The sequence below is a fragment of the Streptomyces sp. NPDC046870 genome, from assembly GCF_040704595.1.
Lineage (GTDB): Bacteria > Actinomycetota > Actinomycetes > Streptomycetales > Streptomycetaceae > Streptomyces > Streptomyces argyrophylli.
On sequence record NZ_JBEYXM010000013.1, the window covers coordinates 159,134 to 182,196 of the forward strand.

22 protein-coding genes are annotated in these 23,063 nt (G+C 73.0%); 7 read left to right on the top strand and 15 right to left on the bottom strand.

Annotation, left to right across the window (positions count from 1 at the left end):
- Nucleotides 1–118: 118 nt before the first annotated feature.
- The 7 genes from rnc to recG form a co-directional block, all read right to left on the bottom strand.
- Nucleotides 119–943, bottom strand: a complete 825-nt coding sequence (rnc, locus tag AB0946_RS26070; protein WP_366763080.1) for a ribonuclease III — start codon at nt 941–943, stop codon at nt 119–121.
- A gap of 20 nt (nt 944–963) precedes the next feature.
- Nucleotides 964–1,137, bottom strand: a complete 174-nt coding sequence (gene rpmF / locus AB0946_RS26075; protein ID WP_007493396.1) for a 50S ribosomal protein L32 — start codon at nt 1,135–1,137, stop codon at nt 964–966.
- Nucleotides 1,138–1,139: 2 nt separating this feature from the next.
- Nucleotides 1,140–1,784, bottom strand: coding sequence for a DUF177 domain-containing protein (locus tag AB0946_RS26080; protein WP_366763116.1), 645 nt, complete (start codon nt 1,782–1,784; stop codon nt 1,140–1,142).
- A 130-nt stretch (nt 1,785–1,914) separates the two neighbouring features.
- Nucleotides 1,915–3,033: a cell division initiation protein gene (locus AB0946_RS26085; protein WP_366763081.1), complete on the bottom strand. Its 1,119-nt coding sequence runs from the start codon at nt 3,031–3,033 to the stop codon at nt 1,915–1,917.
- Nucleotides 3,034–3,090: 57 nt separating this feature from the next.
- Nucleotides 3,091–3,570: a pantetheine-phosphate adenylyltransferase gene (gene coaD, locus AB0946_RS26090; protein ID WP_366751087.1), complete on the bottom strand. Its 480-nt coding sequence runs from the start codon at nt 3,568–3,570 to the stop codon at nt 3,091–3,093.
- A 26-nt stretch (nt 3,571–3,596) separates the two neighbouring features.
- Nucleotides 3,597–4,184 carry a 16S rRNA (guanine(966)-N(2))-methyltransferase RsmD gene (gene rsmD, locus AB0946_RS26095; protein ID WP_366763082.1) on the bottom strand — a complete coding sequence of 196 codons (588 nt, stop codon included), beginning with the start codon at nt 4,182–4,184 and terminating at the stop codon, nt 3,597–3,599.
- Nucleotides 4,185–4,294: 110 nt separating this feature from the next.
- Nucleotides 4,295–6,517 carry an ATP-dependent DNA helicase RecG gene (gene recG, locus AB0946_RS26100; RefSeq protein WP_366763083.1) on the bottom strand — a complete coding sequence of 741 codons (2,223 nt, stop codon included), beginning with the start codon at nt 6,515–6,517 and terminating at the stop codon, nt 4,295–4,297.
- 198 nt (nt 6,518–6,715) lie between these two features.
- On the opposite strand from recG, the gene AB0946_RS26105 reads away from it, so the two are divergent.
- Together AB0946_RS26105 and AB0946_RS26110 are read left to right on the top strand one after the other, a co-directional pair.
- Nucleotides 6,716–8,554: an HSP90 family protein gene (locus AB0946_RS26105; protein WP_366763084.1), complete on the top strand. Its 1,839-nt coding sequence runs from the start codon at nt 6,716–6,718 to the stop codon at nt 8,552–8,554.
- Nucleotides 8,551–11,769, top strand: coding sequence for a tetratricopeptide repeat protein (locus AB0946_RS26110; RefSeq protein WP_366763085.1), 3,219 nt, complete (start codon nt 8,551–8,553; stop codon nt 11,767–11,769). Before AB0946_RS26105 ends, AB0946_RS26110 begins: the two co-directional genes overlap by 4 nt.
- A 13-nt stretch (nt 11,770–11,782) precedes the next feature.
- Here the strand turns inward: AB0946_RS26110 and AB0946_RS26115 are convergent, their stop codons facing one another.
- On the bottom strand, nt 11,783–13,558 hold the full coding sequence (locus tag AB0946_RS26115; protein WP_366763086.1) for a DAK2 domain-containing protein: 1,776 nt from the start codon (nt 13,556–13,558) through the stop codon (nt 11,783–11,785).
- A gap of 258 nt (nt 13,559–13,816) precedes the next feature.
- Here AB0946_RS26115 and rpmB point away from each other — a divergent pair, with 258 nt between their 5' ends.
- A complete protein-coding gene (gene rpmB / locus AB0946_RS26120; protein ID WP_004924906.1) occupies nt 13,817–14,002 on the top strand; it encodes a 50S ribosomal protein L28 in 186 nt (61 codons plus the stop codon).
- Nucleotides 14,003–14,354: 352 nt separating this feature from the next.
- Here the strand turns inward: rpmB and thiD are convergent, their stop codons facing one another.
- Both thiD and AB0946_RS26130 read right to left on the bottom strand, forming a co-directional pair.
- Nucleotides 14,355–15,149 (bottom strand): bifunctional hydroxymethylpyrimidine kinase/phosphomethylpyrimidine kinase, encoded by a 795-nt coding sequence (gene thiD / locus AB0946_RS26125; protein ID WP_366763088.1) that lies wholly within the window; start codon nt 15,147–15,149, stop codon nt 14,355–14,357.
- Entirely contained in the window at nt 15,146–16,111 is a 966-nt protein-coding gene (locus tag AB0946_RS26130; protein ID WP_366763090.1) for a thiamine-phosphate kinase, read from the bottom strand. Before AB0946_RS26130 ends, thiD begins: the two co-directional genes overlap by 4 nt.
- Before the next feature lie 204 nt (nt 16,112–16,315).
- On the opposite strand from AB0946_RS26130, the gene AB0946_RS26135 reads away from it, so the two are divergent.
- Nucleotides 16,316–16,549: an Lrp/AsnC ligand binding domain-containing protein gene (locus AB0946_RS26135; protein WP_030649166.1), complete on the top strand. Its 234-nt coding sequence runs from the start codon at nt 16,316–16,318 to the stop codon at nt 16,547–16,549.
- A 20-nt stretch (nt 16,550–16,569) separates the two neighbouring features.
- Nucleotides 16,570–17,091: a DUF3515 domain-containing protein gene (locus AB0946_RS26140; RefSeq protein ID WP_366763091.1), complete on the top strand. Its 522-nt coding sequence runs from the start codon at nt 16,570–16,572 to the stop codon at nt 17,089–17,091.
- Nucleotides 17,092–17,103: 12 nt separating this feature from the next.
- Here AB0946_RS26140 and AB0946_RS26145 read toward each other — a convergent pair whose 3' ends face one another.
- The 3 genes from AB0946_RS26145 to AB0946_RS26155 all read right to left on the bottom strand — a co-directional run bounded on the left by AB0946_RS26145 (nt 17,104) and on the right by AB0946_RS26155 (nt 20,595).
- Entirely contained in the window at nt 17,104–18,261 is a 1,158-nt protein-coding gene (locus AB0946_RS26145; protein ID WP_366763092.1) for a D-alanine--D-alanine ligase family protein, read from the bottom strand.
- Between the two features lie 556 nt (nt 18,262–18,817).
- Nucleotides 18,818–19,828 carry an NAD(P)H-dependent glycerol-3-phosphate dehydrogenase gene (locus AB0946_RS26150; RefSeq protein ID WP_366763093.1) on the bottom strand — a complete coding sequence of 337 codons (1,011 nt, stop codon included), beginning with the start codon at nt 19,826–19,828 and terminating at the stop codon, nt 18,818–18,820.
- Entirely contained in the window at nt 19,825–20,595 is a 771-nt protein-coding gene (locus tag AB0946_RS26155) for a lysophospholipid acyltransferase family protein (RefSeq protein ID WP_366763094.1), read from the bottom strand. The genes AB0946_RS26150 and AB0946_RS26155 overlap by 4 nt, the downstream gene beginning before the upstream one ends.
- A 153-nt stretch (nt 20,596–20,748) precedes the next feature.
- Between AB0946_RS26155 and cofC the strand changes: the two genes are divergently transcribed.
- Nucleotides 20,749–21,387, top strand: a complete 639-nt coding sequence (gene cofC / locus AB0946_RS26160) for a 2-phospho-L-lactate guanylyltransferase (RefSeq protein WP_366763095.1) — start codon at nt 20,749–20,751, stop codon at nt 21,385–21,387.
- Between the two features lie 136 nt (nt 21,388–21,523).
- Nucleotides 21,524–21,727: a hypothetical protein gene (locus AB0946_RS26165; RefSeq protein ID WP_014675226.1), complete on the top strand. Its 204-nt coding sequence runs from the start codon at nt 21,524–21,526 to the stop codon at nt 21,725–21,727.
- 71 nt (nt 21,728–21,798) lie between these two features.
- Here the strand turns inward: AB0946_RS26165 and AB0946_RS26170 are convergent, their stop codons facing one another.
- Together AB0946_RS26170 and AB0946_RS26175 are read right to left on the bottom strand one after the other, a co-directional pair.
- On the bottom strand, nt 21,799–22,461 hold the full coding sequence (locus tag AB0946_RS26170; RefSeq protein WP_366751074.1) for an HU family DNA-binding protein: 663 nt from the start codon (nt 22,459–22,461) through the stop codon (nt 21,799–21,801).
- Between the two features lie 136 nt (nt 22,462–22,597).
- On the bottom strand, nt 22,598–22,828 hold the full coding sequence (locus AB0946_RS26175; protein WP_171152489.1) for a hypothetical protein: 231 nt from the start codon (nt 22,826–22,828) through the stop codon (nt 22,598–22,600).
- Nucleotides 22,829–23,063 lie beyond the last annotated feature (235 nt).

Sequence of the window (23,063 nt, forward strand, 5' to 3'; positions counted from 1 at the left end):
GTATCCCGGCACCCGGCCGGCCCACCGGGCCGGTCCCCCGCGCCGGAGCCGCCGCGGACGGCCGAGCGCCCGGCCCGCGGGAGGCGGGACGGGCGCTCGGGTGGTGCTGCTGTTCCGGTCAGGCGGTGGCGGACGACGCGTCGCCGTCCTTGGCGGCCCGGCTGCCCTTGACGGCCTCGTCGGCCGTCTCCTTGATGGGCTCCTTCGCCACCTCGGCCCGCTCGTCCGCGGCGGCCCGGATGGCCCGCCAGGCGGACTCGGCGGCCTGCTGCTCCGCCTCCTTCTTGCTGCGGCCGGTGCCGGTGCCGTACGAGACGCCCCCGACGCGGGCGGCAGCAGTGAAGGTCTTCTCGTGGTCGGGGCCGGTCTCCGTGACCAGGTACTCGGGCACGCCGAGCCCCTCGATCGCGGTGAGCTCCTGGAGGGACGTCTTCCAGTCCAGGCCGGCACCGAGGTTGGAGGACTTCTCGATCAGCGGGTCGAACAGGCGGTGCACCAGTTCGGAGGCCGCGTCGAGGCCCTGGTCGAGATAGACCGCGCCGATCACCGCTTCGAGGGTGTCGGCGAGAATGGATGCCTTGTCCCTGCCGCCCGTGCCCTCTTCACCCCGGCCGAGCCGGATGAAGGCGCCCAGGTCGAGGCCGCGGCCGACCTCCGCCAACGCACGCGAGTTGACCACCGCGGCCCGCAGCTTGGCCAGCTGGCCTTCGGGCAGGTCGGGGTGGGTGCGGTACAGCGTGTCCGTGACGACGAGGCCCAGCACGGAGTCCCCGAGGAACTCCAGGCGCTCGTTCGTCGGCAGACCGCCGTTCTCGTACGCGTAGGAACGGTGGGTCAGCGCTCGCACCAGAAGGGCGGACTCGACCTGGTAGCCGAGCCGCCCTTCCAGAAGCGTATGGGACGAGGCCTGGTTGTCCGCAGAGGTTTTCTTCGGTGTGGACACAGTGCCTCTCACCAGCCCGCTCAGACTTCGAGGACCTGGCGCTTGTTGTAGGTGCCGCAAGACGGGCACGCGATGTGCTGCAGCTTGGGCTCGTGGCAGCGCTCGCACGCAACCAGGGTGGGGACCGCAGCCTTCCACTGCGACCGGCGGTGGCGCGTGTTGCTGCGCGACATCTTCCGCTTCGGAACAGCCACGGCTACTTCTCCTGCTTCTCGTCGACGCCCGCTTCGGCGCCGCTCATCTCGTCCTTCTCGCCGTCCGTCGTCGAACCGGCGAGTCCCTGCAAAGCCGCCCAACGGATGTCGACGGCGTCATGGTGGTGGTCCGGGTCGTCCGCGAGCCGTGCTCCGCACTCGGAACACAGGCCCGGGCAGTCGTCCTGGCACACCGGCTGCATCGGCAGTGCGAGCACCACCGCATCGCGCAGCACGGGTTCGAGGTCGAACAGGCCGTCCTCGAGGAAGAACCTGTCCTCGTCGTCCTCGGCGTCGTCGCCCGGTTCCGCGATCACACGGCCCCGGTCGTCGGCGTCAGGGTACGAGAACAGTTCCTGGAAGTCCGCTTCGAGCTCAAGCTCGACCGGCTCAAGACACCTTACGCACTCCCCCTCGGCCGTTGCACGGGCGGTGCCTGTGACAAGCACACCTTCCATGACCGACTCGAGACGGAGTTCGAGTTCCACCGGGGTGCCTTCCGGCACTCCGATGACTCCCTGGATGCCGAGATCCCGGGGAGCGTCGATCCGGCGGGTCAGGCGCTGCAACGCGCCAGGACGCCGGCCCAGCTCGTGCGTGTCGAACACGAGGGGGTTGCGGTGGTCGAGGCGGGCGTTGGGAGCCATTCCTGCTTTCGGTCTTCGAACTCGAAGGGACGCCACCCGTCGGTGTTCCGGGCAGCGGTGATCGCGGACATACGCGCGACCGAAGAGCCAGGATACTGGACCTTTCGCTCAGCGCCCAATCCGCCCCGGGCTACAGGCCCCGGCCCTGCTCGTACGCCCTGAGCTGCTCCGCGCTGATCATGCTTGTGTCGAAGAGGCTGGTCTCGTCGAGGGCGTAACCCTGCTGGTCCTGGTGGGGCGCCTGCTGCTGGGCCTGGTGCGGGTGCGGGGCCTGCTGGGGGTCGTAGCCGCCCTGCTGGGCGTCGTAGCCCTGGAAGGGGTCACCTCCCGCCGGAGCGTAGCCGGAGGGGGCGGAGTACGGATCAGCCTGCTGGTAGCCGTACGGGTCCTGTTGCGGGGCGTACTCCGGCTGCTGCGGGAAGCCCGCGTACGGGTCCGGCTGCTGCTCGTAGCCGTAGGCCGGCTGCGGCTCGTACGACGGCTGGGGCGGCTGGGGCGGCTCGGGCTGCCGCTGTGCCGCGCGGTCGCTGTCCGCGAGGGCCGCGAGGTCGGCGAGGTAGTCGGCGTCGCTGGAGTGCTGGAAGGTCGTGGTGTCGTCGGCGAGGGCGCCGAGGTCGTCCGTGGCGATCCGCCCGTGCAGCTTCTGCCGGCCTCGGCCGACGGCCTCCAGGGTCTTGGCGAGGACCGCCTCGAAGGCGCCGAGCTTGGCGTCCACGTAGGCGTCGGCGTTGTGGCGCAGGGTCTCCGGGTCCTGGCTGCGCTCGGGGGCGTCCTCGTCCTCGTAGCCGTTCTCGTCCAGGCCCGGGCCGGTGCCGAGGAGCTTCTCACGGCCCCGTCCGACGGAGCCGAGGGTCTTGGTGAGCACGACCTCGAAGTTGGCGAGCTTGGAGTCGACGTAGTCGTCGGCCTCGGCGCGGATCTCCTCGGCCTCCTTGCGGGCCTCGGCGAGGATCCGGTCGGCCTCGGCCTGGGAACGGCGGGCGATCTCGGTGTCGGAGATCAGCGAGCCGCGCTCGGCGTGCGCGTTCTCGATGATCCGCTCGGCCTCCAGCCGTGCCTGCTCGACCATCTGCTCACGGTCGCCGATCAGCTCCTGGGCCTGGGCCAGGGAACCGGGCAGCGCCTGGCGCACCTCTTCGAGCATCGCGAGCAGATCGGCACGGTTGATCACGCACGACGCCGACATGGGCATGGCCCGGGCACTGGAGACCGCGGAGACGATCTCGTCGAGCTTCTTCTGCACGTCCACCTGTGCTCGCCACTCTCTACAGCCGGGTTGGAGACGGACGGGACGACTGTAGCCCCATCATCCCTTGGCGAGGCGCTTGTTCAGCGCCTCGAGGACCTCCGCCGGCACCAGGTGGGAGACGTCGCCGCCCCAGGCCGCGACCTCCTTGACGAGGGAGGAGGAGAGGAAGCTGTAGGTGGGGTTGGTGGGCACGAACAGCGTCTCCACACCGGTGAGCCCGTTGTTCATCTGCGCCATCTGCAGTTCGTAGTCGAAGTCGCTGACGGCCCGCAGGCCCTTGACGATGGCGGGGATGTCGCGCTGCTTGCAGAAGTCGACGAGGAGGCCGTGGAACGCCTCCACCCGGACGTTGGCGTACTCGGCGGTGACCTGGCGGATCAGCTCGATCCGCTCCTCGATCCCGAACAGGCCCTTCTTGGACTTGTTGATCATCACCGCGACGTAGACCTCGTCGTAGAGACGGGAGGCTCGGGCGATGATGTCGAGGTGTCCGTTGGTGATCGGGTCGAACGACCCGGGACAGACGGCGCGGCGCACTTGTGATCCCTCGCTCTCCGGTCCGGTCATCGTGCGTCTTCGCACGTAGAGGCGGCGCGACCGTACCAAAACGTTCCCTCGCCGTAACGCCGGGACCGAATGGCCTCGAAGCCGTCCGGCCAGTGGAATTCGCCGCCTCTGGTGCTGCGCTCCACGGTGACGAGGGCTTCTTCGGCGAGCCAGCGTTCCGAGCGGAGTGTGAGCAGAATCTCCCGAAGATCGTCATCCGTGACGGCGTACGGGGGGTCGAGGAAGACGAGGTCGTAGGGCTCTTCCGGTGCGGCCTGCCTGATGACCTGTTCCGCTTTGCCCGTTCTGACCTCGGCGCCGGGCAGGCCCAGGTTTCTCACGTTCTCCCGGACGGTCCGCGCGGCCCGGGTGTCCGCCTCGACCAGCAGGACGTGGCGCGCGCCGCGGGACAGGGCCTCCAGGCCCACGGCGCCCGAGCCGGCGTAGAGGTCCAGGACCCGTTCGCCGTCCAGGGGGCCGCCGAGGAGGGACTGCCAGGTGGAGAGGAGGCCCTCGCGTGCGCGGTCGGAGGTCGGCCGGGTTCCGGTGCCGGGCGGTACCGAGAGGCGCCGTCCGCCGGCGGCGCCGGCGATCACGCGGGTCATGGGGGGTCCTTCTCCGTGGGCGGCTTTACGGTTCATTGTGGCTGGTCGCGCCCGCGCGGTGGTAGCCGCATACGGACGACGGGGCCGCGCCCCTCCGGGGCGTTCCCGTCTCAGCCCTTCTCCAGGTACTGCTCCCTCTCCTCGTCCAGGAGGGCGTCCAGCGCGGTGCGCAGGCCGGGCAGCCGGTGCAGCTCCGGGTCGGCCGCGACCACCGCCGCCGCCTCCTGCCTCGCCTCGGCGATGACCTCCTCGTCCTCGATGACCGCCAGGACCCGCAGGCTGGAGCGGGCGCCGGACTGGGCCTGGCCGAGGACGTCGCCCTCGCGGCGCTGTTCGAGGTCGATGCGGGAGAGTTCGAAGCCGTCGAGGGTGGAGGCGACGGCGCCCAGGCGCTGGCGGGCCGGGCTGGCCTCGGGCATCTCGGTGACCAGGAGGCACAGGCCGGGGGCGGAGCCGCGGCCGACCCGGCCGCGCAGCTGGTGGAGCTGGGAGACGCCGAAGCGGTCGGCGTCCATGATGACCATGGCCGTGGCGTTGGGGACGTTGACGCCGACCTCGATGACGGTGGTGGCGACCAGGACGTCCGTCTCGCCCGCGGCGAAGCGGCGCATCACGGCGTCCTTCTCGTCGGGGTGCATCCGGCCGTGCAGCACCTCCACCTTCAGGCCCTTCAGGGGGCCGCGGGCGAGCTGGTCGGCCACGTCGAGCACGGCCAGCGGGGGGCGTTTGTCCGCCTCGTCCTGCGGGGGCTTCTTCTTGCCGGACTTCCCCGGGTCGTCCTCCTCGTCCCCGATCCGCGGGCAGACCACGTACGCCTGGTGGCCGCCTGCGACCTCCTCGCGGACCCGTTCCCAGGCACGGGCCAGGAAGTGGGGCTTGTCGGCGGCCGGGACGACATGGCTGGCGATCGGGGAGCGGCCGGCCGGGAGCTGGTCGAGGACGGAGGTCTCCAGGTCGCCGAAGACCGTCATGGCGACCGTGCGCGGGATGGGGGTGGCGGTCATGACGAGGAGGTGCGGGGACCGCCTCTCCCCCTGGGAGTGCGCCTTGCCGCGCAGTGCGTCGCGCTGTTCCACGCCGAAGCGGTGCTGTTCGTCCACCACGACCAGGCCGAGGTCGTGGAACTGGACCTTGTCCTCGATCAGGGCGTGGGTGCCGATGACGATCCCGGCCTCGCCGGTGGCCAGGTCCAGCAGCGCCTGACGGCGGGCGGCCGTGCCCATGGAGCCGGTGAGCAGGACGACCTTGGTGGCGTGCTCGGCGCCGCCCAGCATCCCTCCCTCCGCCAGTTCGCCCATCATCTCGGTGACCGAGCGGTGGTGCTGCTGGGCGAGGACCTCGGTGGGCGCGAGCATGGCCGCCTGGCCCCCGGCGTCGACCACGGCGAGCATGGCGCGCAGGGCGACCAGGGTCTTGCCGGATCCGACCTCGCCCTGCAGCAGGCGGTGCATCGGGTGGGCGGTGGCGAGGTCGGCGAAGATCTCCTCGGTGACCTTGCGCTGGCCCTCGGTGAGGGTGAAGGGGAGGCGGTCGTCGAAGGCCGCGAGGATGCCGTCCGGGCCGGGGACGCGGGGGACGGCCGGGAGCTGGGTCTCGGCGTGCCGGCGGCGGGCCAGGGCGACCTGGAGGACGAAGGCCTCGTCCCACTTCAGGCGGGCGCGGGCGTCGGCGATGTCGGCCTTGGTGTGCGGGCGGTGGATCTTGAGCAGGGCCTCGGGGAGCGGGAGCAGGCCGCGGCCCTCACGGAGGGCGCCGGGCAGGGGGTCGAGGGCTTCCTGGGCGCTCGGGAGCACCGTCTGCACGGCTTTGCCGATCTTCCAGGACTCCAACTTGGCGGTGGCCGGGTAGATGGGGATCAGGGTGCCCGCCCAGGTCTCGACGGCCTCCTCGCTGTCGCCTCGCAGCAGTTCGTAGGCGGGGTGGGCCAGCTGGAGGCGGCGGTTGAAGACGGAGACCTTGCCGGCGAACATCGCGCGGGTGCCCGGCAGCAGCTCCTTGTGGGGCTTGTGCACGCCGTTGCCGAAGAAGACGAGCTGGAGCCGGCCGCTGCCGTCGGTGATGGTGACCTCGAGGCGCTGGCCCTTGCCGCGGGGCGCCTTGGCCGAGGCGAAGGTGTGCAGCCGGGCGTCGGCGACCTGGGCGACCACCGTGACGTGCTCGTCCATGGGGAGGTCCGCGAGGTGCGTGAGCTGGCCGCGCTCCTCGTATCTGCGCGGGTAGTGGTGGAGCAGGTCGCCGACGGTGTGCAGGCCGAGGTGCTCGGCCATCACCTTCGCGGTGGCGGGGCCGAGCACCTTCTTGAGCGGTTCTTGCAGTGCGGGCACGAGATCCATTGCACACCACGCCACTGACAATGCCGTACACCCCGCCCCGCGGATTACCGGCCGGATGCCGTAAACATCCGGGAAACTCCTGGTCAGGCGGGCTGTTCCGGCCCTAGGATGGCGCGCTCCGGCCATCCTTCGCGGTCACCGCCCCGCCGGGACCGCCCGACCCCGCGCCGCACGCACGCCCCCTCCGGCGCAGTGACGATGGACTCCCAGACCTCTCCGGCATCCCAGCCATCCCAGTCACCCCGTCCGCCTCACAGCTTCCAGGTCGACCTGCGTGGTCTGGTGGACCTGCTCTCCCATCACCTCTACTCCAGCCCCAAGGTCTATCTGCGCGAGCTGCTGCAGAACGCCGTGGACGCCGTCACCGCCCGCCGGGCCGCCGACCCGGACGCCCCGGCGCGGATCCGGCTGTATACGGCGGACGGCGGGCTGCGGGTGGAGGACACCGGTGTCGGGCTCACCGAACCGGACGTGCACGGCCTGCTGGCGACCATCGGGCGCAGCTCCAAGCGGGCCGAGGGCCTGGAGGAGGCCCGGTCGGACTTCCTCGGGCAGTTCGGCATCGGGCTGCTGGCCTGTTTCGTGGTCGCCGAGCGGATCCGGGTGGTCAGCCGCAGCGCCCGGACGCCCGGGGCCCCGCCGGTGGAGTGGACCGCCCGGGACGACGGCTCGTACACCGTGCGCACGTTGCCCGACGCCGAGCGGCCCGAGCCGGGCACGACCGTGTACCTGACCGCGCGGGCCGGTGCGGCCGAGTGGCTGGCCCCGGAGCGGGTCCGCGACCTGGCCCGGGACTTCGGCTCCCTGCTGCCGTACGACGTCCGGGTCGGCGACGAGCCCGTCACCGAGCTGCCCGCGCCCTGGGACCGCGCTCATCCCGGTCCGGCCGCCCGCCGGGTCGCGCTGGCCCGGCACTGCCGTGAGCTGTTCGGGTTCACCCCGCTGGACTCCATCGACCTGGACGTGCCGGTGGCCGGGGTCCGCGGGGTGGCGTACGTGCTGCCGTCGGCGGTCAGCCCGGCCCAGCGGGCGACCCACCGTGTGCACCTGAAGGGCATGCTGCTCACCGAGCGGGCCGAACAGCTGCTGCCGGACTGGGCGTTCTTCGTGCGCTGCGTGCTGGACACCGACAGCCTGCGGCCGACCGCCTCGCGCGAGTCGCTGTACGAGGACGAGACGCTGGCCGCGGTGCGGGACGCGCTCGGGACGCGGATCCGGTCCTGGCTGACCGGGCTCGCGGCCGGTGATCCCGAGCGGCTCGCGGCCTTCCTCGCCGTGCACCACCTGGGCGTGAAGTCCCTCGCCCGGCACGACGCCGACATGCTGCGCACGATGCTGCCGTGGCTGCCGTTCGAGACGACCGACGGGCAGCTGTCCCTGGAGGAGTTCGCACGGCGGCACCCGGTGGTGCACTTCACGCGGACGGTCGAGGAGTACCGGCAGGTCGCGCCGATCGCGGCCGCCCAGGGCGTCGGCGTGGTCAACGGCGGTTACACGTACGACAGCGAGCTGGTCGAGGCGCTGCCGCGGGTGCGGCCGGGGACGGTGGTCGCCGAGCTGGACGCGGACACCGTGACCGCGCACCTGGACGCGGTGGACCCGGCCGAGGAGCTGGCGCTGTCCGGGTTCCTGGCCGCCGCGCGGGACCGGCTCGACCCGCTCGGCTGTGACGTCGTCCTGCGGGCCTTCCACCCGCTGACCGTGCCCGCGCTGCACCTGGACGACCGGGCCGCCCGGCACGAGCAGGCCCGCGCGGCGGCCGAGGAGCAGGCCGACGACCTGTGGGCGGGCATCCTGGGCTCGCTGCGCGGCAGCGCCCCGCGCGCGCGTCTGGTGCTCAACCATCTCAACCCGCTGGTCCGGCGGATCGGTTCGCTCGGCGACCCGGAGCTGATCGGCACCGCGACCGAGTCGCTGTACGGGCAGGCCCTGCTGATGGCGCAGCGCCCGCTCAGGCCGGCCGACTCGGCGCTGCTCAACCGGGCGTTCATCGGGCTGCTCGAATGGGCGACCCACGGAGAGGGGGACGGACGATGAGCGGGATCACCGACTTCGACGCGCTGCGCCGGGCGCTGGCGGAGAACTCCGAGCAGCCGGAGGGCCCGGCCCGCAACGCGCGCGCGGAGCAGCTGCTCGCCGAGGCCGAGAAGCTGGACGTCCCGCTCGCCGTGATCGAGGCGCTCGGGCACCAGCTGAAGGTCTACAACTACAGCTCCGAGAAGGACAAGATGTTCGTCCCGTTCGCGCGGCTGCTGCGCATGTGGGACGAGCGGCCCGAGGACTTCGACGCGTACGAGACGCACTCGCTGTACTGGGTCTTCAAGTGGGTGTCGGCGGGCATGCTGGACCAGCCGCACGTCCCGCTCGCGTCGGTGGAGAAGTGGCTCGGCGAGATGGAGCACCGCTACCGGCTCGCGGGGCACTCCGAACGGGCCGTGCGCAGCGCCGAGTTCAGCGTGGCCGCGCACATCGGGGACCTCGCGCGCGCGGAGCGGGCGTACACGGCGTGGCTGGCCGCCGACCGGGACCGGATGGCCGACTGTCACGCCTGCGAGCTGCACGGGCAGGGCGTCTGGCAGGTGCGGTGCGGGCGCGACGCCGAGGCGCTCGAACTGTGGCGGCCGGTGCAGGAGGGCGAGTTCGCGTGTGCCCACGAGCCGCACAACGTGCTCGCCTCCTCGCTGGCCCCGCTGCTGCGGCTGGGGCGCGTCGAGGAGGCCCGCGCGCACCATCTGCGGGGCTTCCGGCTGGTGCGGTCCATGGAGAGCATGCGGGGCGCGTACGCCGACCACGTGGAGTTCTGCGCGCTGACCGGGAACGAGGCGCGCGGTCTGGAGCTGCTGGCGGAGCGGCCGGCGTACTTCACGGACACCGGGCAGCCACGCAGCCGGCTGGACTTCCTGGCCGTGGTGACGCTGCTGATGGACCGGCTGACCGTGCTGGGGCACGGCGGGCAGCGGGTGCCGGGGCCGGCCGGGCGGACCTGGACGGCACGGGAGCTTGCGGTGCACGCGCGCACGGAGGCGACGGAGCTCGCCGAGCGGTTCGACCGGCGCAACGGCACGTCCGCCGTCGGCGACCGCGTCCGCGCGCGGATGGCCCAGCGCCCGCTGGTGGACCGCCTCCCGCTGGGCGTGCGCACGGTGCGTACCGCGCCGGCGCCGACGCCCGCGGTCGCCCCCTCGGCGCCGGCGGCCCCCGGCGAACCGGACCTGCCCGCCCTGCTCGCCGAGGCGCGGCTCCTGTCGGACACCCTGCGGCCGCAGGCCCTGGAGGCTTGGGCGGCGGTCGCACGGGCCGCGGGGGACGGCGCCGCCCTCACGGCACGCGACCGGGCGGAGATCGCCGACCACGAGGCGATGGCCCGGGGGCCGGAGGGAATCGGGCTGTTCGAGCGGGCCGCGGCGCTGTACGCGGAGGCGGGCGACCCCGGCGAGGCCCTGGCGGCCCGCGCGCGTGGGGCCCACATCCGCGCCCTGACGGGCGAGCTGGACGCGGCCCTCACCACGGTCACGTCCCTGTACGACGAGGCGCTCGCCCTGTACGCCGGCGAGGCGACCGGAGTACGCCAGGCGGCGTCCGTGGCGATGAGCCGGGCCCGGGTACTGATGCGCCGGGTGCACGAGGCGGTGGGCGGCGGCGCCGGGGCCGGCGGGGAGTTCGAGGAGCCCACCGGGACGGGCTCCGGAGAGGCCGGGCAGGCCGTCGCGGACTTCCGGGCGGGTGGCACGCAGACCCGGGCGGACGCCGGCGAGGCCGGGAGGAACGGGGCGGAGACCGGGGGTGACGGCATCGCGGACGCCGGGCGGACCGTCGCCGGCGAGGCGCGGGACGCCACCGACGGCCGGCAGGCCGTCGCCGGCGCGGGCTCCGGGGTGACCGGTGCCGGGCGGGTGCCGGCCGCCGTCGGTGTCGGGCGGGCCGTCGCGGAGGCCGAGGTCGCCGTGCGGGAGGTGCTGGCGCTCGTCGACGGGCGTGGCGGCGACGACGTGCGATTGGCTGCGCGGGGCGCGGAGGCGTGGGCCATGCTCGGCGAGTTGGCCGGGGTGACCGGCGACGCCGGGCGGGCGGCGGAGTCGTTCCGGCGGGCCGCCGACGCGTACGTGGCCGCCGGGCTCGCCTGGTTCGCGGTGGAGTACCAGGTGCAGGTCGCCGCCCTGGCCCACCAGGCCGGTGACCTGGCCGGGGCCGAGCGGGCGCTGCGGGCGGCCCTGGAGCACGGCGCGCCGTACGTGGAGCCGGTCGGCCGGGCCCAGTTGCACCTTCAGCTCGCCGAGGTGCTCGGTGGCCGGGACGCGCCCGGTGAGGCGGCCGGGCACGCGCTGGAGGCCGCGCACTGGGCCGACGAGGCCGGTGAGAGCGGCACCCTGGGGGCCTGGGCACGGCAGCAGCTCGGCGGTTTCCTGCTGCGCCGGGGCCGGTACGCGGAGGCAGCCGAGGTGCTGGAGTCCGCACTGGCCGACCTCGGCGCCGACACCCACGGCGACGGGGCGGTCGTCCAGGCCCGCTGGTGGCTCGGGGACTGCCTGGGCGAGCTGGGCGAGCACCGGGCCGCCGCCGAACAGCGGCTCAAGGCCGCCGACCTCGCCCGGCACTGGCCCGAGCAGCAGGACCACGCCACGCTCGCCCACCTCGCCGCCGAGTCGCTGGGCAACGCCGGGCTGGCGGCGGAGGCCGACCGTGCGTACGCGCGCGCGGGCGACCTGTGGCGCGCGCTCGGCAACACCCCGTTCCTGGTCCGCTCGCTGCGCGCCCGCGCCTGGCTCGCCCTCGACGACGGGCCGGGGGCCGCGGACGCCCGCGCGCTGATGAGCCAGGCGGTACGGGAGTGCGAGACCGCGCTGGCGGCGGCCGAGGGGGCGGCGCAGCGGGAGGAGCTGGCCACCGAACTGGGCGGCACGTACCGGCAGTTCGCGGAGCTGCTGGCCCGTTCGGCAGCCGGGGACGCCGGGGATCCGGCGGTCGGGGACGCGTTCGAGGCGGCGCTGGAGCAGATGACCCGGGCCGTGGCGGTGTTCGCGACGCTCGGCGCGGCCGGACTGCACGACCGTACCGGCGCAGAACTGGCCGCGGGCCGGCTGGAGGCGGGCCTCGGCCGTCCGGCGCGGGCGGCGGCACGCGCGCGTGAGGTGCTCGCGGTCTACGAGGGCGCGGCCGAGGGGGACGAGACGGCCCGGGCCCGGCGGGAGGAGGCGGCCGAGTTGCTGGAGGCGGCACGAGAGCCGGAAGGGGAGGACACCGGACGGGGCTGAGCCGTCCCCGCCGTCACTCGACGCCGATGAGCAGCAGGGTCCCCTGCCGGCCGCCCCGGTACACCACCGTGTCCACGGCCAGGTAGGACTCCCGTACCCGTGCCTCCAGCTGTGCGGCGGCGGTCTCGGGCGCCTCGTCGCCGACGACGAGCGTGACGAGTTCGCCGCCGGCCTGGAGCATGCGGTCGAGGACGGTGCGGGCGGTGGCGGTGACGTCCGTGCCGATCACCGCGACGTCGCCGTCGATCAGGCCGAGCACGTCCCCTGCCTGGCAGACGCCGGCCGTCGTCCAGGACTGGCGCTCGGCCACGACGACCTCGGCGTACCGGGTGGCGCCCGCCGCCGAGGTCATCTGGACGACGTCCTCGTCGAACCGGCGCCCCGGCTCGTGCACCGCGAGCGCGGCGATGCCCTGGACCGCCGAGCGGGTCGGGATGAGGGCCACGCGGATGCCCTCGGCGCGGGCCTGTTCGGCCGCGGCGGCGGCCGTGTGCCGCAGGTCGGCGTCGTTGGGCAGCAGCACGACCTCCCGTGCGTGGGCCCGCCGTACCGCCTGCACCAGCTCTCCGCTGGCGGGCGGCTCGCCGGGGCGCGCGAGGACGGTGGTGGCGCCCGACTCGGCGTACAGCGCGGCCAGCCCCTCGCCCGGTACGACGGCGACGACCGCCCGCTGGGTCCGCTCGCGCGGCGGGCGCTCGCGGCCGGTGCGCACGTCGCCGAGCCCGAAGTGGGTGATCCGGATCCGGTACGGCCGCCCGGCCTCCACGCCGGCCTCCACGGCGGCGCCGGCGTCGTCGACGTGCACATGAACGTTCCACAGCCCGTCGCCGCCGACCACGACCAGGGAGTCCCCGAGGGCGTCGAGCCGCGCGCGCAGCCGGGTCACGGCCGCGTCGTCGGCCTCCAGGAGATAGATCACCTCGAAGGCCGGTCCGCCGGGCGCGGCGGCGTCGGCGCACCGCTCGGGGGCCGCCACGCGCGCGGGCGCGGGCGCGTGGCCGTCGGGAGCGGACACGGACACGGGTACGGACACGGCTCCGTGGGGCTGCGGGATCTCCCGCAGCAGGGAGTCGGGAGCCGCAAGCTCACGGGCCGGAACGTCACGGAGCGGAAGCTCGCGCACCGGCTCCCGTACCGCCTCCCCCGTGAACGCCTCCACCAGCGCCCCCAGCACCGCCACCAGCCCCCGGCCGCCCGCGTCGACCACGCCGGCCCGCTCCAGCACGGCCAGCTGGGCCGGGGTCGCCGCGAGAGCCGTCCGCGCTCCCTCGTAGGCGGCCCGCGCGACCGTCCGGCAGTCCCCGTCGGCCCCCTCGGCGGCGTCGGCGGCGGCCGAGGCGACCGTGAGCACCGTGCCCTCGACGGGGCGGGCCACGGCCTGCCGGGCGGAGTCGGCGGCCCGGCGCAGGGCCAGCCGCAGTCCCTGGCCGTCGATGTGAGAGGCGTCACCGTCGTCGGCGAGCACCTGCGCCATCCCGCGCAGCAGCTGCGCGAGGATCGTCCCCGAGTTGCCCCGGGCCCCGATCAGCGCGCCGTGGGCCATGGCCCGGACGGCGTCCGCCAGCGCGGGCTCCCCCGAGCCGGTCTCGTACCCGGCGAACACCGCCTCGACGGCCGTCGCCGCCGACTCCACGGTCAGGTACAGGTTGGTCCCGGTGTCGCCGTCCGCCACCGGATAGACGTTGATCGCGTCGATCTCCTCCCGGGCCCTCCCAAGGGCCCGCAGCGCCAGACCGCACCAGGTGCGCACCGCGAGAGCATCGAGGAATGTCTGCGGCACCTGCGTCACCTGCGCCTCCTTGAGCTGGCTCGACGTGGGACGCAGCGTAGACCCCGGACCGGTGCCCTCCGGAAGAGGGCCGGGCCGGGGGCCCGCGCTGCCATGGTAGTTTCGTTGTACGGACGCAGCCGTTGTATGCTGCTCCGGTTGCCCGATCCGATCGGGCCATTCCCCTGGCAGCGCCACTCAAGATTCAGGTCTTATAGGATCTCGATCCCGGCATGCCGGGATCAACCGTAAGTGCATCTGAAGTCTTTGGAGTGACCCGTGGCTGCCAACTGCGACGTCTGCGGCAAGGGGCCGGGCTTCGGCAACAACATCTCGCACTCGCACCGCCGTACGCCGCGCCGCTGGAACCCGAACATCCAGCGTGTGCGTACCGTGGTCGGCGGGACGCCGAAGCGCGTGAACGCTTGCACCTCGTGCATCAAGGCCGGCAAGGTCTCGCGCTGACGCAACCTCCCCCACTCTCGACTCCGCTCGAGCGAGGGGGACCCCCATCCGCGCGCGGCCACTGTCTGGTTCGCTGCACTGAGCCGGTCCACCTCCGGGTGGGCCGGCTTTTTGCCGTACCCGACGGGCGGCACGGGCACGGGTGTGGCGATCGTCGGCGCCCATGTCCTCGCCGGTGAGCCGGCCTGGCGGGCGGCGATCACCGGGTCGCGCCGGCCACCGAGCGGCGCGTCCGCAACCGGGACCGGATGTACCGGGCTGCTCGGCTCCCGGCCGCCGGCCGGCTTCTTCGAACGGCTGACGGAGAAGGCGGCGACCGCCGTCGCGGTGCCGGGCTACCCCGCCCGAGCCCTCAGCGGGTGTCCCGCCGCAGCGCCCACCCGTGGTCCACGGGCCCGATCCCGGCGCCGAGCGCGAACCCGGCGGCGATGGCCCCGGTGACGTACTCCTTGGCCGCGGCGACGGCCTCCGGCACGGACCGGCCCCTGGCCAGGCCGCAGGCGATGGCGGAGGCGAGGGTGCAGCCGGTGCCGTGCGTGTGCCGGTTGTCGTGGCGGGGGGCCCGCAGCAGGTGGACCTCGGAGCCGTCGGTGAGCAGGTCCACGGCGTCGCCCGCCAGGTGTCCGCCCTTGATCAGCACCCAGCGGGGACCGAACTCCAGCACGGCCGCGGCGGCCCGTCGCAGATCGCCCTCCGACGTGACGCGGACGCCGGTGAGTTGGGCCACCTCGTCCAGGTTCGGGGTGGCCACGGTCGCCACCGGCAGCAGCTTCGTCCGTACGGACTCCAGGGCGGAGGCGGCCAGCAGCGGGTCGCCGTGCTTGGAGACGCCGACCGGGTCGACCACGGCCGGTGCGTCCGTGCCGGAGATCAACTCGGCGACCGCCTCGACCAGTTCGGCGGAGGCCAGCATGCCGGTCTTCACGGCCTGGACGCCGATGTCGTCCACGACGCTGCGGTACTGGGCCCGGACCGCCTCCACGGGCAGCTCCCAGGCGCCCTGCACCCCCACGGAGTTCTGCGCGGTCACCGCGGTGAGCACGCTCATGCCGTGCACGCCGAGCGCGAGCATCGTCTTCAGGTCGGCCTGGACGCCGGCGCCGCCGCCGGAGTCCGAGCCGGCCACGGTGAGCACCCGGGGGATCATGACTCGATGTCCCCGAAGTGGTCCCAGCCGCCCTTGCTGGTCCAGGGGGCGCCGTCGACGGTCACCTGGGGCAGCGCGGAGGGGTTGAGGACCTCACCGATGACCTTCCAGCGGGCCGGGAGCTTGGCGTCCGGCGGGAAGGTCGCCACGATCGCGTGGTCCTCTCCCCCGCTCAGCACCCACTGGAGCGGGTCGACGCCGACGGCCTGCCCGATGTCGTTCATCTGCGTCGGGATGTCGATCGCGCCGGAGCGGATGTCGATGCGGACCTTGCTGGCCTCGGCGATGTGCCCGAGGTCGGCGATCAGGCCGTCGCTGACGTCGCACATCGCGGTGGCGCCGAGCGCGGCGGCGGCCGGGCCCGCGTGGTACGGCGGCTCGGGGCGCCGGTGGGCCTCGACGAAGGCGCGGGGCGAGCGGAAACCGCGGGCGAGCACCGCGTACCCGGCCGCGGACCAGCCCAGCCAGCCGGTGACGGCCACGAGGTCGCCGGGCTGGGCACCCGCGCGCGTGACGGGTTCGTGGTTGCGCAGATCGCCGAGCGCGGTGATCGACACCATGATCGTGTCGCCGCGTACGACGTCCCCGCCGACCACGGAGGCGCCGGCGACCTGGCACTCGTCGCGCAGGCCGTCCATCAGCTCGGTCGGCCAGGTGACCGGCAGTTCAGCGGGGACGACCAGACCGAGCAGGAGCGCGGTCGGCACGGCGCCCATGGCGGCGATGTCCGCGAGGTTCTGCGCGGCGGCCTTGCGGCCGACGTCGTAGGCCGTGGACCAGTCGCGGCGGAAGTGCCGGCCCTCCAGCAGGATGTCGGTGCTCGCCACCACCCGCCGGTCGGGCGCGGCGACCACCGCGGCGTCGTCGCCGGGGCCGACCCGGACCGCCGGGGTGGTGGTGAGACGGGAGGTCAGCTCCCGGATGAGCCCGAACTCACCTAGCTCACCCACTGTGCCCTTCATTGCCTCAAGCCCCTTCTGTGCCTTGCCACGCCCGGTCGCGCGTCACCAGTGTCCCCGATACGGTCGAGATGACCGTCAACTTCCGTCGTGCCTGCACCCTGGCGCGCAAGCCCGGTTCCCGCAGGTCTCCCCTCGGGGAGCGGCGACGCGATACCGTGGCGTTCCTTTTCCCCACATGATCCTCGTGGCCGCCCTGGAGGTTCCGTGGTACAGGCGTACATCCTGATCCAGACGGAGGTCGGCAAGGCGTCGACCGTCGCCGAGACGATCAGCAAGATTCCCGGAGTGCTCCAGGCCGAGGACGTGACCGGCCCGTACGACGTCATCGTGCGGGCCCAGGCCGAGACGGTCGACGAGCTCGGCCGCATGGTGGTCGCGAAGGTCCAGCAAGTGGACGGCATCACGCGCACCCTGACCTGTCCGGTGGTGCATCTGTAGCCCCCGTCTACGCTTGGCCGGTGAACATCTTCCGTCACCGGCCCCTCGCCCTGTTCGCGCCGGCCCTGCTCGTCGCGGTCGCGGGCTGTTCCACGGCAGACGACAGCGGCACCGTGGCGGTTCCCACCCCTGACGCGCGGACCGCCCCGCTCTGCCGGGACCTGGACAAGGTCCTGCCGCAGAGGGTGGACGGGCAGCCGCGCGCCGACCCCGAGCCCCGGTCCGCCTACACGGCGGGCTGGGGAAGCCCGGCGATCATACTGCGCTGCGGCATCGTCCGGCCGCCGAAGATGGTCGATGCCAAGGTGGCGCAGGGCGAGGACCCGAACGCGATCGCCGGCGGGGTGAACGGCGTCGAGTGGCTGATGGAGAAGCAGGGCGACGGCAGCTGGCGGTTCACCACGGCCAATCGCCGGGCGTACGTGCAGGTGACCCTGCCGAAGAGGCTGTCCGGGCCGGACGACAGCGCCCAGGTGATGACGGACCTGGCGCCGGCCGTGAAGAAGGCGATCCCGAAGGGGATCGCCTCCATGCGCGGATGAGAGCCGAGGGGGTCAGCGCAGCCCCGTCGAGCGGCGCAGCGCCGCCTGCACCAGGCGGTCCACCAGCTCGGGATAGCTGATCCCGCTCGCCTGCCACATCTGCGGGTACATCGAGATCGGCGTGAAGCCGGGCATGGTGTTGATCTCGTTGATCACGAACTCGCCGTCCTCGGTGAGGAAGAAGTCCGCGCGGACCAGGCCCTCGCAGGAGGCCGCCTCGAACGCCTCGACGGCGAGCCCGCGCACCTCGGCGGTCTGCTCCTCGGTGAGCGGGGCCGGGACGATGCCGGGCGTGGAGTCGATGTACTTGGCCTCGAAGTCGTAGTACGCGTGCGCGTCCGGCGGCGGGATCTCGGCCGGGACGGAGGCACGCGGGCCGTCCTCGAACTCCAGGACGCCGCACTCGATCTCACGGCCGCGCACGGCCGCCTCGACCAGGATCTTCGGGTCGTGGGACTGCGCCTCGGCGATCGCCTCGTCCAGGCCGGACAGGTCGTCGACCTTCGTGATGCCGATGGACGAGCCCGCGCGCGCGGGCTTCACGAACAGCGGCCAGCCGTGCTCGCCGGCGAAGTCGACGATCCGCTTGCGGGCGGCGGACTCGTCCTGGGCCCACTCGCGGGGCCGGATCACCAGGTACGGGCCGACCTTGAGCCCGTAGGAGGTGAAGATCCGCTTCATGTACTCCTTGTCCTGGCCGACGGCCGAGGCGAGCACGCCGGAGCCGACGTACGGCACCCCGGACAGCTCCAGCAGGCCCTGGAGCGTGCCGTCCTCGCCGTAGGGGCCGTGGAGCACCGGGAAGACCACGTCGACCTCGCCGAGCGCCTTGGGCACGGAGCCGGGCTCGCTGTAGACGACCTCGCGGTTCGACGGGTCGACGGGGAGCACCACGCCGCCCTCGTGCGATTCCGCCAGCTCGGCCACGCTGGGGGTGCGGCGGTCGGTGATGGCCATCCGCTCCGGCTCGTCGGCCGTCAGCGCCCAGCGGCCGTCCGTGGTGATGCCGATCGGCAGGACGTCGTACTTCGTCCGGTCGATGGCCTTGAGGACGGCGCCGGCGGTGACCACGGAGATCCCGTGTTCGGAACTGCGCCCGCCGAACACGACGGCCACGCGCGGCTTGCGCGACGGCTGCTCAGGGCTCTGGGGAAGGTTCTCGGTGCTCATATCGCGTTGAGAGTACCTGTAGGTAGCGCCCAAGTCAGCGCGCGCTCCCGGGCCGTCGCTCAGCGTCGCACGGACGGTCGCTCAGTGTCGTGCCCGACGCCTCCCGAGCCGGCATGGGGGCGTGCTCGGGGTCCGGCGCCCCGGTCCCGACGCCTCCTCGGACACGCGCTTCCGGCCCCTCCCGGCGCGACGCGTCCCAAGGCCGCGACGTCTACGGGGCCCGACGTCTCCGAACCTCCGCGTCTCCCGGCGCCGGCGCGTCCACGGGGCGCATCGTCCCGCATCCCCGGACAACGCCTCACGGCCTCGACACCCCTGGGCTGACCGCCTCCCCAGGCAACGCCTCCGGGCCTCGGCACCTCCCGGGCCCGATGCATCCCGGCGCCGGCACGTCCCCAGCGCCCAACGCCTCCCGGACCTACCGCTTCCCCAGGCAGGGCCTCCGGTCTCGACACCCCCTCGGGCCCGGCAGCATCTGCCCGCCCCCACGCATCCCGGCGTCAGCGCCTGTTCAGGGCCCGGCACCTTCCGGCGCCGGCGCATGTTCGGGGCAGGCTCAGCGTCGCTCGGGCTTGGCGCTGCGGGCCATCAGTTCCTTGAGCGCGACGACCGGCGACTTGCCCTCGTGCACGATGCTGACGACCGTCTCGGTGATGGGCATGTCGACACCGTGCCGGCGGGCCAGATCCAGCACGGACTCGCAGGACTTGACGCCCTCGGCGGTCTGCTTGGTGACCGCGATGGTCTCCTCCAGCGTCATGCCCTTGCCGAGGTTGGTGCCGAAGGTGTGGTTGCGGGACAGCGGCGAGGAGCAGGTGGCCACCAGGTCGCCCAGGCCCGCGAGTCCCGAGAAGGTCAGCGGGTCGGCGCCCATCGCGAGGCCGAGCCGGGTGGTCTCGGCGAGGCCGCGCGTGATGAGCGAGCCCTTGGCGTTGTCGCCGAGCCCCATGCCGTCGGCGATGCCCACCGCGAGCCCGATGACGTTCTTGACCGCGCCGGCGAGTTCGCAGCCGACCACGTCGGTGTTGGTGTACGGCCGGAAGTACGGCGTGTGGCAGGCCGCCTGGAGCCGCTGGGCGACCCGCTCGTCGGTGCAGGCCACGACGGCCAGGGCGGGCATGCGGGCGGCGATCTCGCGGGCCAGGTTGGGTCCGGTGACGACCGCGATCCGGTCCGCGCCGACCTTGGCGACGTCCTCGACGACCTCGCTCATCCGCATGGTGGAGCCGAGTTCGACGCCCTTCATCAAGGAGACGAGGACGGTGTCCGGAGCGAGCAGCGGGGCCCACTCGGCGAGATTGGCGCGCAGGGTCTGGGAGGGGATGGACAGGACCGTGAAGTCGGCGCCGGCCGCGGCCTCGGCCGGGTCGGTGGTGGCCCTGACGTTCTCGGGGAGTTCGACGCCCGGCAGGTAGTCGGGGTTGATCCGGGTGGTGTTGATCGCCTCCGCGACCTCCGGCCGGCGGGCCCACAGGGTGACCTCGCAGCCGGCGTCGGCGAGCACCATGCCGAAGGCGGTGCCCCACGAGCCGGCGCTGAAGACCGCCACCCTTACCGGTGCGCTCACTTGCTCTGCCCTTCCACTTGCCGGCCCTCCGTCTGCGCCTGGGTGCGGCGGCGCTGCTCGATCCGCTCGCGGCGCGGGTCGTAGGGCGTCTCGGGCGCCTTCTCGCCGCGGATCACCTCCAGCTGGCGGGTGATGGCCGCCATGATGACCTCGGTGGCCTCCTTCAGCACCTCGGGGGTCATCTCCTGGTCGTAGAAACGGGAGAGGTCCACGGGGGGTCCCGCGAGCACGTGGTGCGTCTTGCGCGGGAAGAGGTTCGGCTTCTTGGCGTAGGGCGGCAGCAGTTCGTTGGCGCCCCACTGCGCGACGGGGATGACCGGGCACTTGGTCTGCAGGGCGACCCGGGCGGCGCCGGTCTTGCCGGTCATGGGCCAGCCGTTCGGGTCGCGGGTGAGGGTGCCCTCGGGGTAGAACGCGACGCACTCGCCGCGCTCCACGGCGTCGATCGCGGCCCGGAAGGCGCTGAGGGCGTCCGTGGACTCGCGGTAGACGGGGATCTGCCCGGTGCCGCGCATGGCGGCGCCCACGAATCCCTTCTTGAAAAGCCCGCTCTTCGCCAGGAATCGCGGAACCCGCCCGGTGTTGTACTGATAGTGCGCGTACGCGAAGGGGTCCACGTGGGAATTGTGGTTCACCGCGGTGATAAATCCGCCCTCGGCCGGAATGTGCTCCATTCCACGCCAGTCCCGCTTGATCAGAACCACCAGCGGCGGTTTGCAGATCACCGCGGCGAAGCGGTACCAGAAGCCGATTCTGCGGCGGGACACAAGGACACCTTCCTCTAGGGCTGCAACCCCGGCGGGGGCCGCACAAGTGTGGCCCCGGGCCGCCGGTCTGTCGAGAACACCGTACGCCCCGCCTCCGGCGGCGCCGGAGGGCGCGGGGGACAATGAGCGCGACTAGAGAGGGACGGTACGCCGGTGCAGTGGACCTTGGTCATCCCCCTGAAGCCCCTGGCGCTGGCCAAGAGCAGGCTCGCGGACACCGCCGACGACGGGGTGCGGCCGGGCCTGGCGCTGGCGTTCGCGCAGGACACGGTGGCCGCGGCGGTGGCCTGTGCGGCGGTGTCGGATGTGGCGGTCGTCACGGACGACGAGCTGGCCGGCCGGGAGCTGGCCGCGCTGGGCGCGCGGATCGTGCCGGACACCCCCGGCAGCGGCCTGAACGCGGCGCTGGCGCACGGCGCGGCCGTCGTGCGCGCGGCCCGTCCGGGCGCCGCGGTGGCGGCCCTGAACGCCGATCTGCCGGCCCTGCGTCCGGCGGAACTGTCCCGGGTGCTGGCGGCGGCCTCGCAATTCCCGCGCGCTTTTCTCGCGGACGCGGCGGCAGTGGGCACGACTTTGCTGGCCGCGGGGGGTGACCGTGAATTGCGGCCGTCGTTCGGCATCGATTCGCGTGCCCGCCACCGGGCCTCCGGCGCGGTGGAACTCGCGCTCACGGGGGTGGATTCGGTGCGCCAGGACGTCGACACGGCCGCGGACCTGCGAGCTGCACTCGCACTGGGCGTGGGCCGCCACACGTCGGCGGCGTCGGCGGGCTTGCTGATCCCGGGTCCTTGAAGCGCTCCCGAAAGGGCGCGGGGGCCGTATCGACGTGCGGCTCGGCCGGGTGGGCGCGACCAGCCACAACGTGCCCGCCCCCGACAGGCGTCCGGCGCCCCGGCGGCAGGCCGCCGCAGGCACTACGCTGGCCGCCATGCAAGCGACCGCGTACACCTACGACCCCGAGACCCGCAGCGGCCAGGTGCTCCTCGACGACGGCACCCCGGTGCCCTTCGACGCGGCGGCGTTCGACCGGGGCGGACTGCGGCTGCTGCGGCCGGGACAGCGGGTGCGGATCGAGACGGAGTCCGAGGGCGGCGCCCTGCGGATCACCCTCGTAACCCTCCAGACCCTCTGACCGTCCTTACACACACCGCGGGCCGGGCTCCCCTGGGGAGTCCGGCCCGGCGCGTGAATGCCCTGGCGGCCTTACGACGTCGCCTTGCGGGCGGTGGTCTTCTTGGCGGTGGTCTTGCGGGCCGTCGACTTCTTCGCCGGGGCCTTCTTGGCGGTGACCTTCTTCGCCGGAGCCTTCTGGGCCGTCGTCTTCTTGGCGGCGGTCTTCGTCGCGGCGGTCTTGGCGGTCGCCGTGGTCTTCTTGGCGGGAGCCTTCTTCGCCGTGGTCTTCTTCGCGGCGGCGGTGGTCTTCTTCGCCGCCGTCTTCTTCGCCGCGGTGCCCGCGGTCTTCTTCGCCGCGCCCGCCGTCTTCTTCGCGGCGGCCTTCTTGCCGACGGCCTTCGCGATGGTGGGCGGCGGGCCGGACAGGCTGCCCTTCGGCGCCTTCTTCACCGCGACCTCGCCCCCGCGGGGGAGCTTCTTCGAACCGCTCACCAGGTCCTTGAAGCCCTGACCGGCGCGGAAGCGGGGCACGGAGGTCTTCTTGACCCGAACCCGCTCGCCCGTCTGAGGGTTGCGCGCGTAGCGGGCGGGGCGGTCCACCTTCTCGAAGGACCCGAAGCCGGTGACAGAGACCCGCTCGCCCGCGACGACCGCGCGGACGATGGCGTCCAGAACATGATCGACAGCGTCAGCGGCCTGCTGGCGGCCGCCCAACTTGTCGGCAATCGCTTCTACGAGCTGCGCCTTGTTCACGTCTTCCCCTTCGGAGACATCGCCAGAACGAAAGTGTTCAAGCTTTTTCGCACGTTAGGCAGATATATACCGCAAATCAAACACGAAACGGGCTTATCACCCTTGTGCCGCAACGGACTCGGCTGTCCCGGACGGTTCAGCGGTCCTCTTCGGGGACCCGGCCCGCGTCGAGATCCGCCGTGAACCGATCGAGCCGCCTTGCCGCGTCGGCGAGATCGTGCTTGGCCGCGGCCGTAATGACCAGCAGCTTCCGGGTCAGCGCCATCCGTACGCCCTCCGGGACTTGCAGTGCGCGCACCCTTGCGTGCGCTTCCTTGAGCTGGTTCGCGACCGCCGTATAGAGCTGCAGTTGGCCGTCGTGTTCCATGCACAGATTGTGCCATCTGGGGCGAGTTGTCGCCTGCGCAGGGTGCAACTACCGCCTCAATTGGCCTTCCAGGCACTTGCGGAAGACGCGAACACAGCACTCACCTACCCGGACAACAGCCCTCGTAACGTGGGAAGTTGAGCGGACCTGGGCAGACCCGCAGGGCCGTTCGGGTGCAGACATGGCTGTACCCCCAATCGTGGCGATCGGGGGTACAGGCGGGGTGTTGAGGTGG

Coding starts and splice junctions, on each gene's coding strand:
- AB0946_RS26080 (WP_366763116.1), bottom strand. CDS start 1,784: ATGGCTCCCAACGCCCGCCTCGACCACCGCAACCCCCTCGTGTTCGAC.
- rsmD (WP_366763082.1), bottom strand. CDS start 4,184: ATGACCCGCGTGATCGCCGGCGCCGCCGGCGGACGGCGCCTCTCGGTA.
- recG (WP_366763083.1), bottom strand. CDS start 6,517: ATGGATCTCGTGCCCGCACTGCAAGAACCGCTCAAGAAGGTGCTCGGC.
- AB0946_RS26105 (WP_366763084.1), top strand. CDS start 6,716: ATGGACTCCCAGACCTCTCCGGCATCCCAGCCATCCCAGTCACCCCGT.
- AB0946_RS26110 (WP_366763085.1), top strand. CDS start 8,551: ATGAGCGGGATCACCGACTTCGACGCGCTGCGCCGGGCGCTGGCGGAG.
- thiD (WP_366763088.1), bottom strand. CDS start 15,149: ATGATCCCCCGGGTGCTCACCGTGGCCGGCTCGGACTCCGGCGGCGGC.
- AB0946_RS26130 (WP_366763090.1), bottom strand. CDS start 16,111: ATGAAGGGCACAGTGGGTGAGCTAGGTGAGTTCGGGCTCATCCGGGAG.
- AB0946_RS26145 (WP_366763092.1), bottom strand. CDS start 18,261: ATGAGCACCGAGAACCTTCCCCAGAGCCCTGAGCAGCCGTCGCGCAAG.
- AB0946_RS26165 (WP_014675226.1), top strand. CDS start 21,524: ATGCAAGCGACCGCGTACACCTACGACCCCGAGACCCGCAGCGGCCAG.
- AB0946_RS26175 (WP_171152489.1), bottom strand. CDS start 22,828: ATGGAACACGACGGCCAACTGCAGCTCTATACGGCGGTCGCGAACCAG.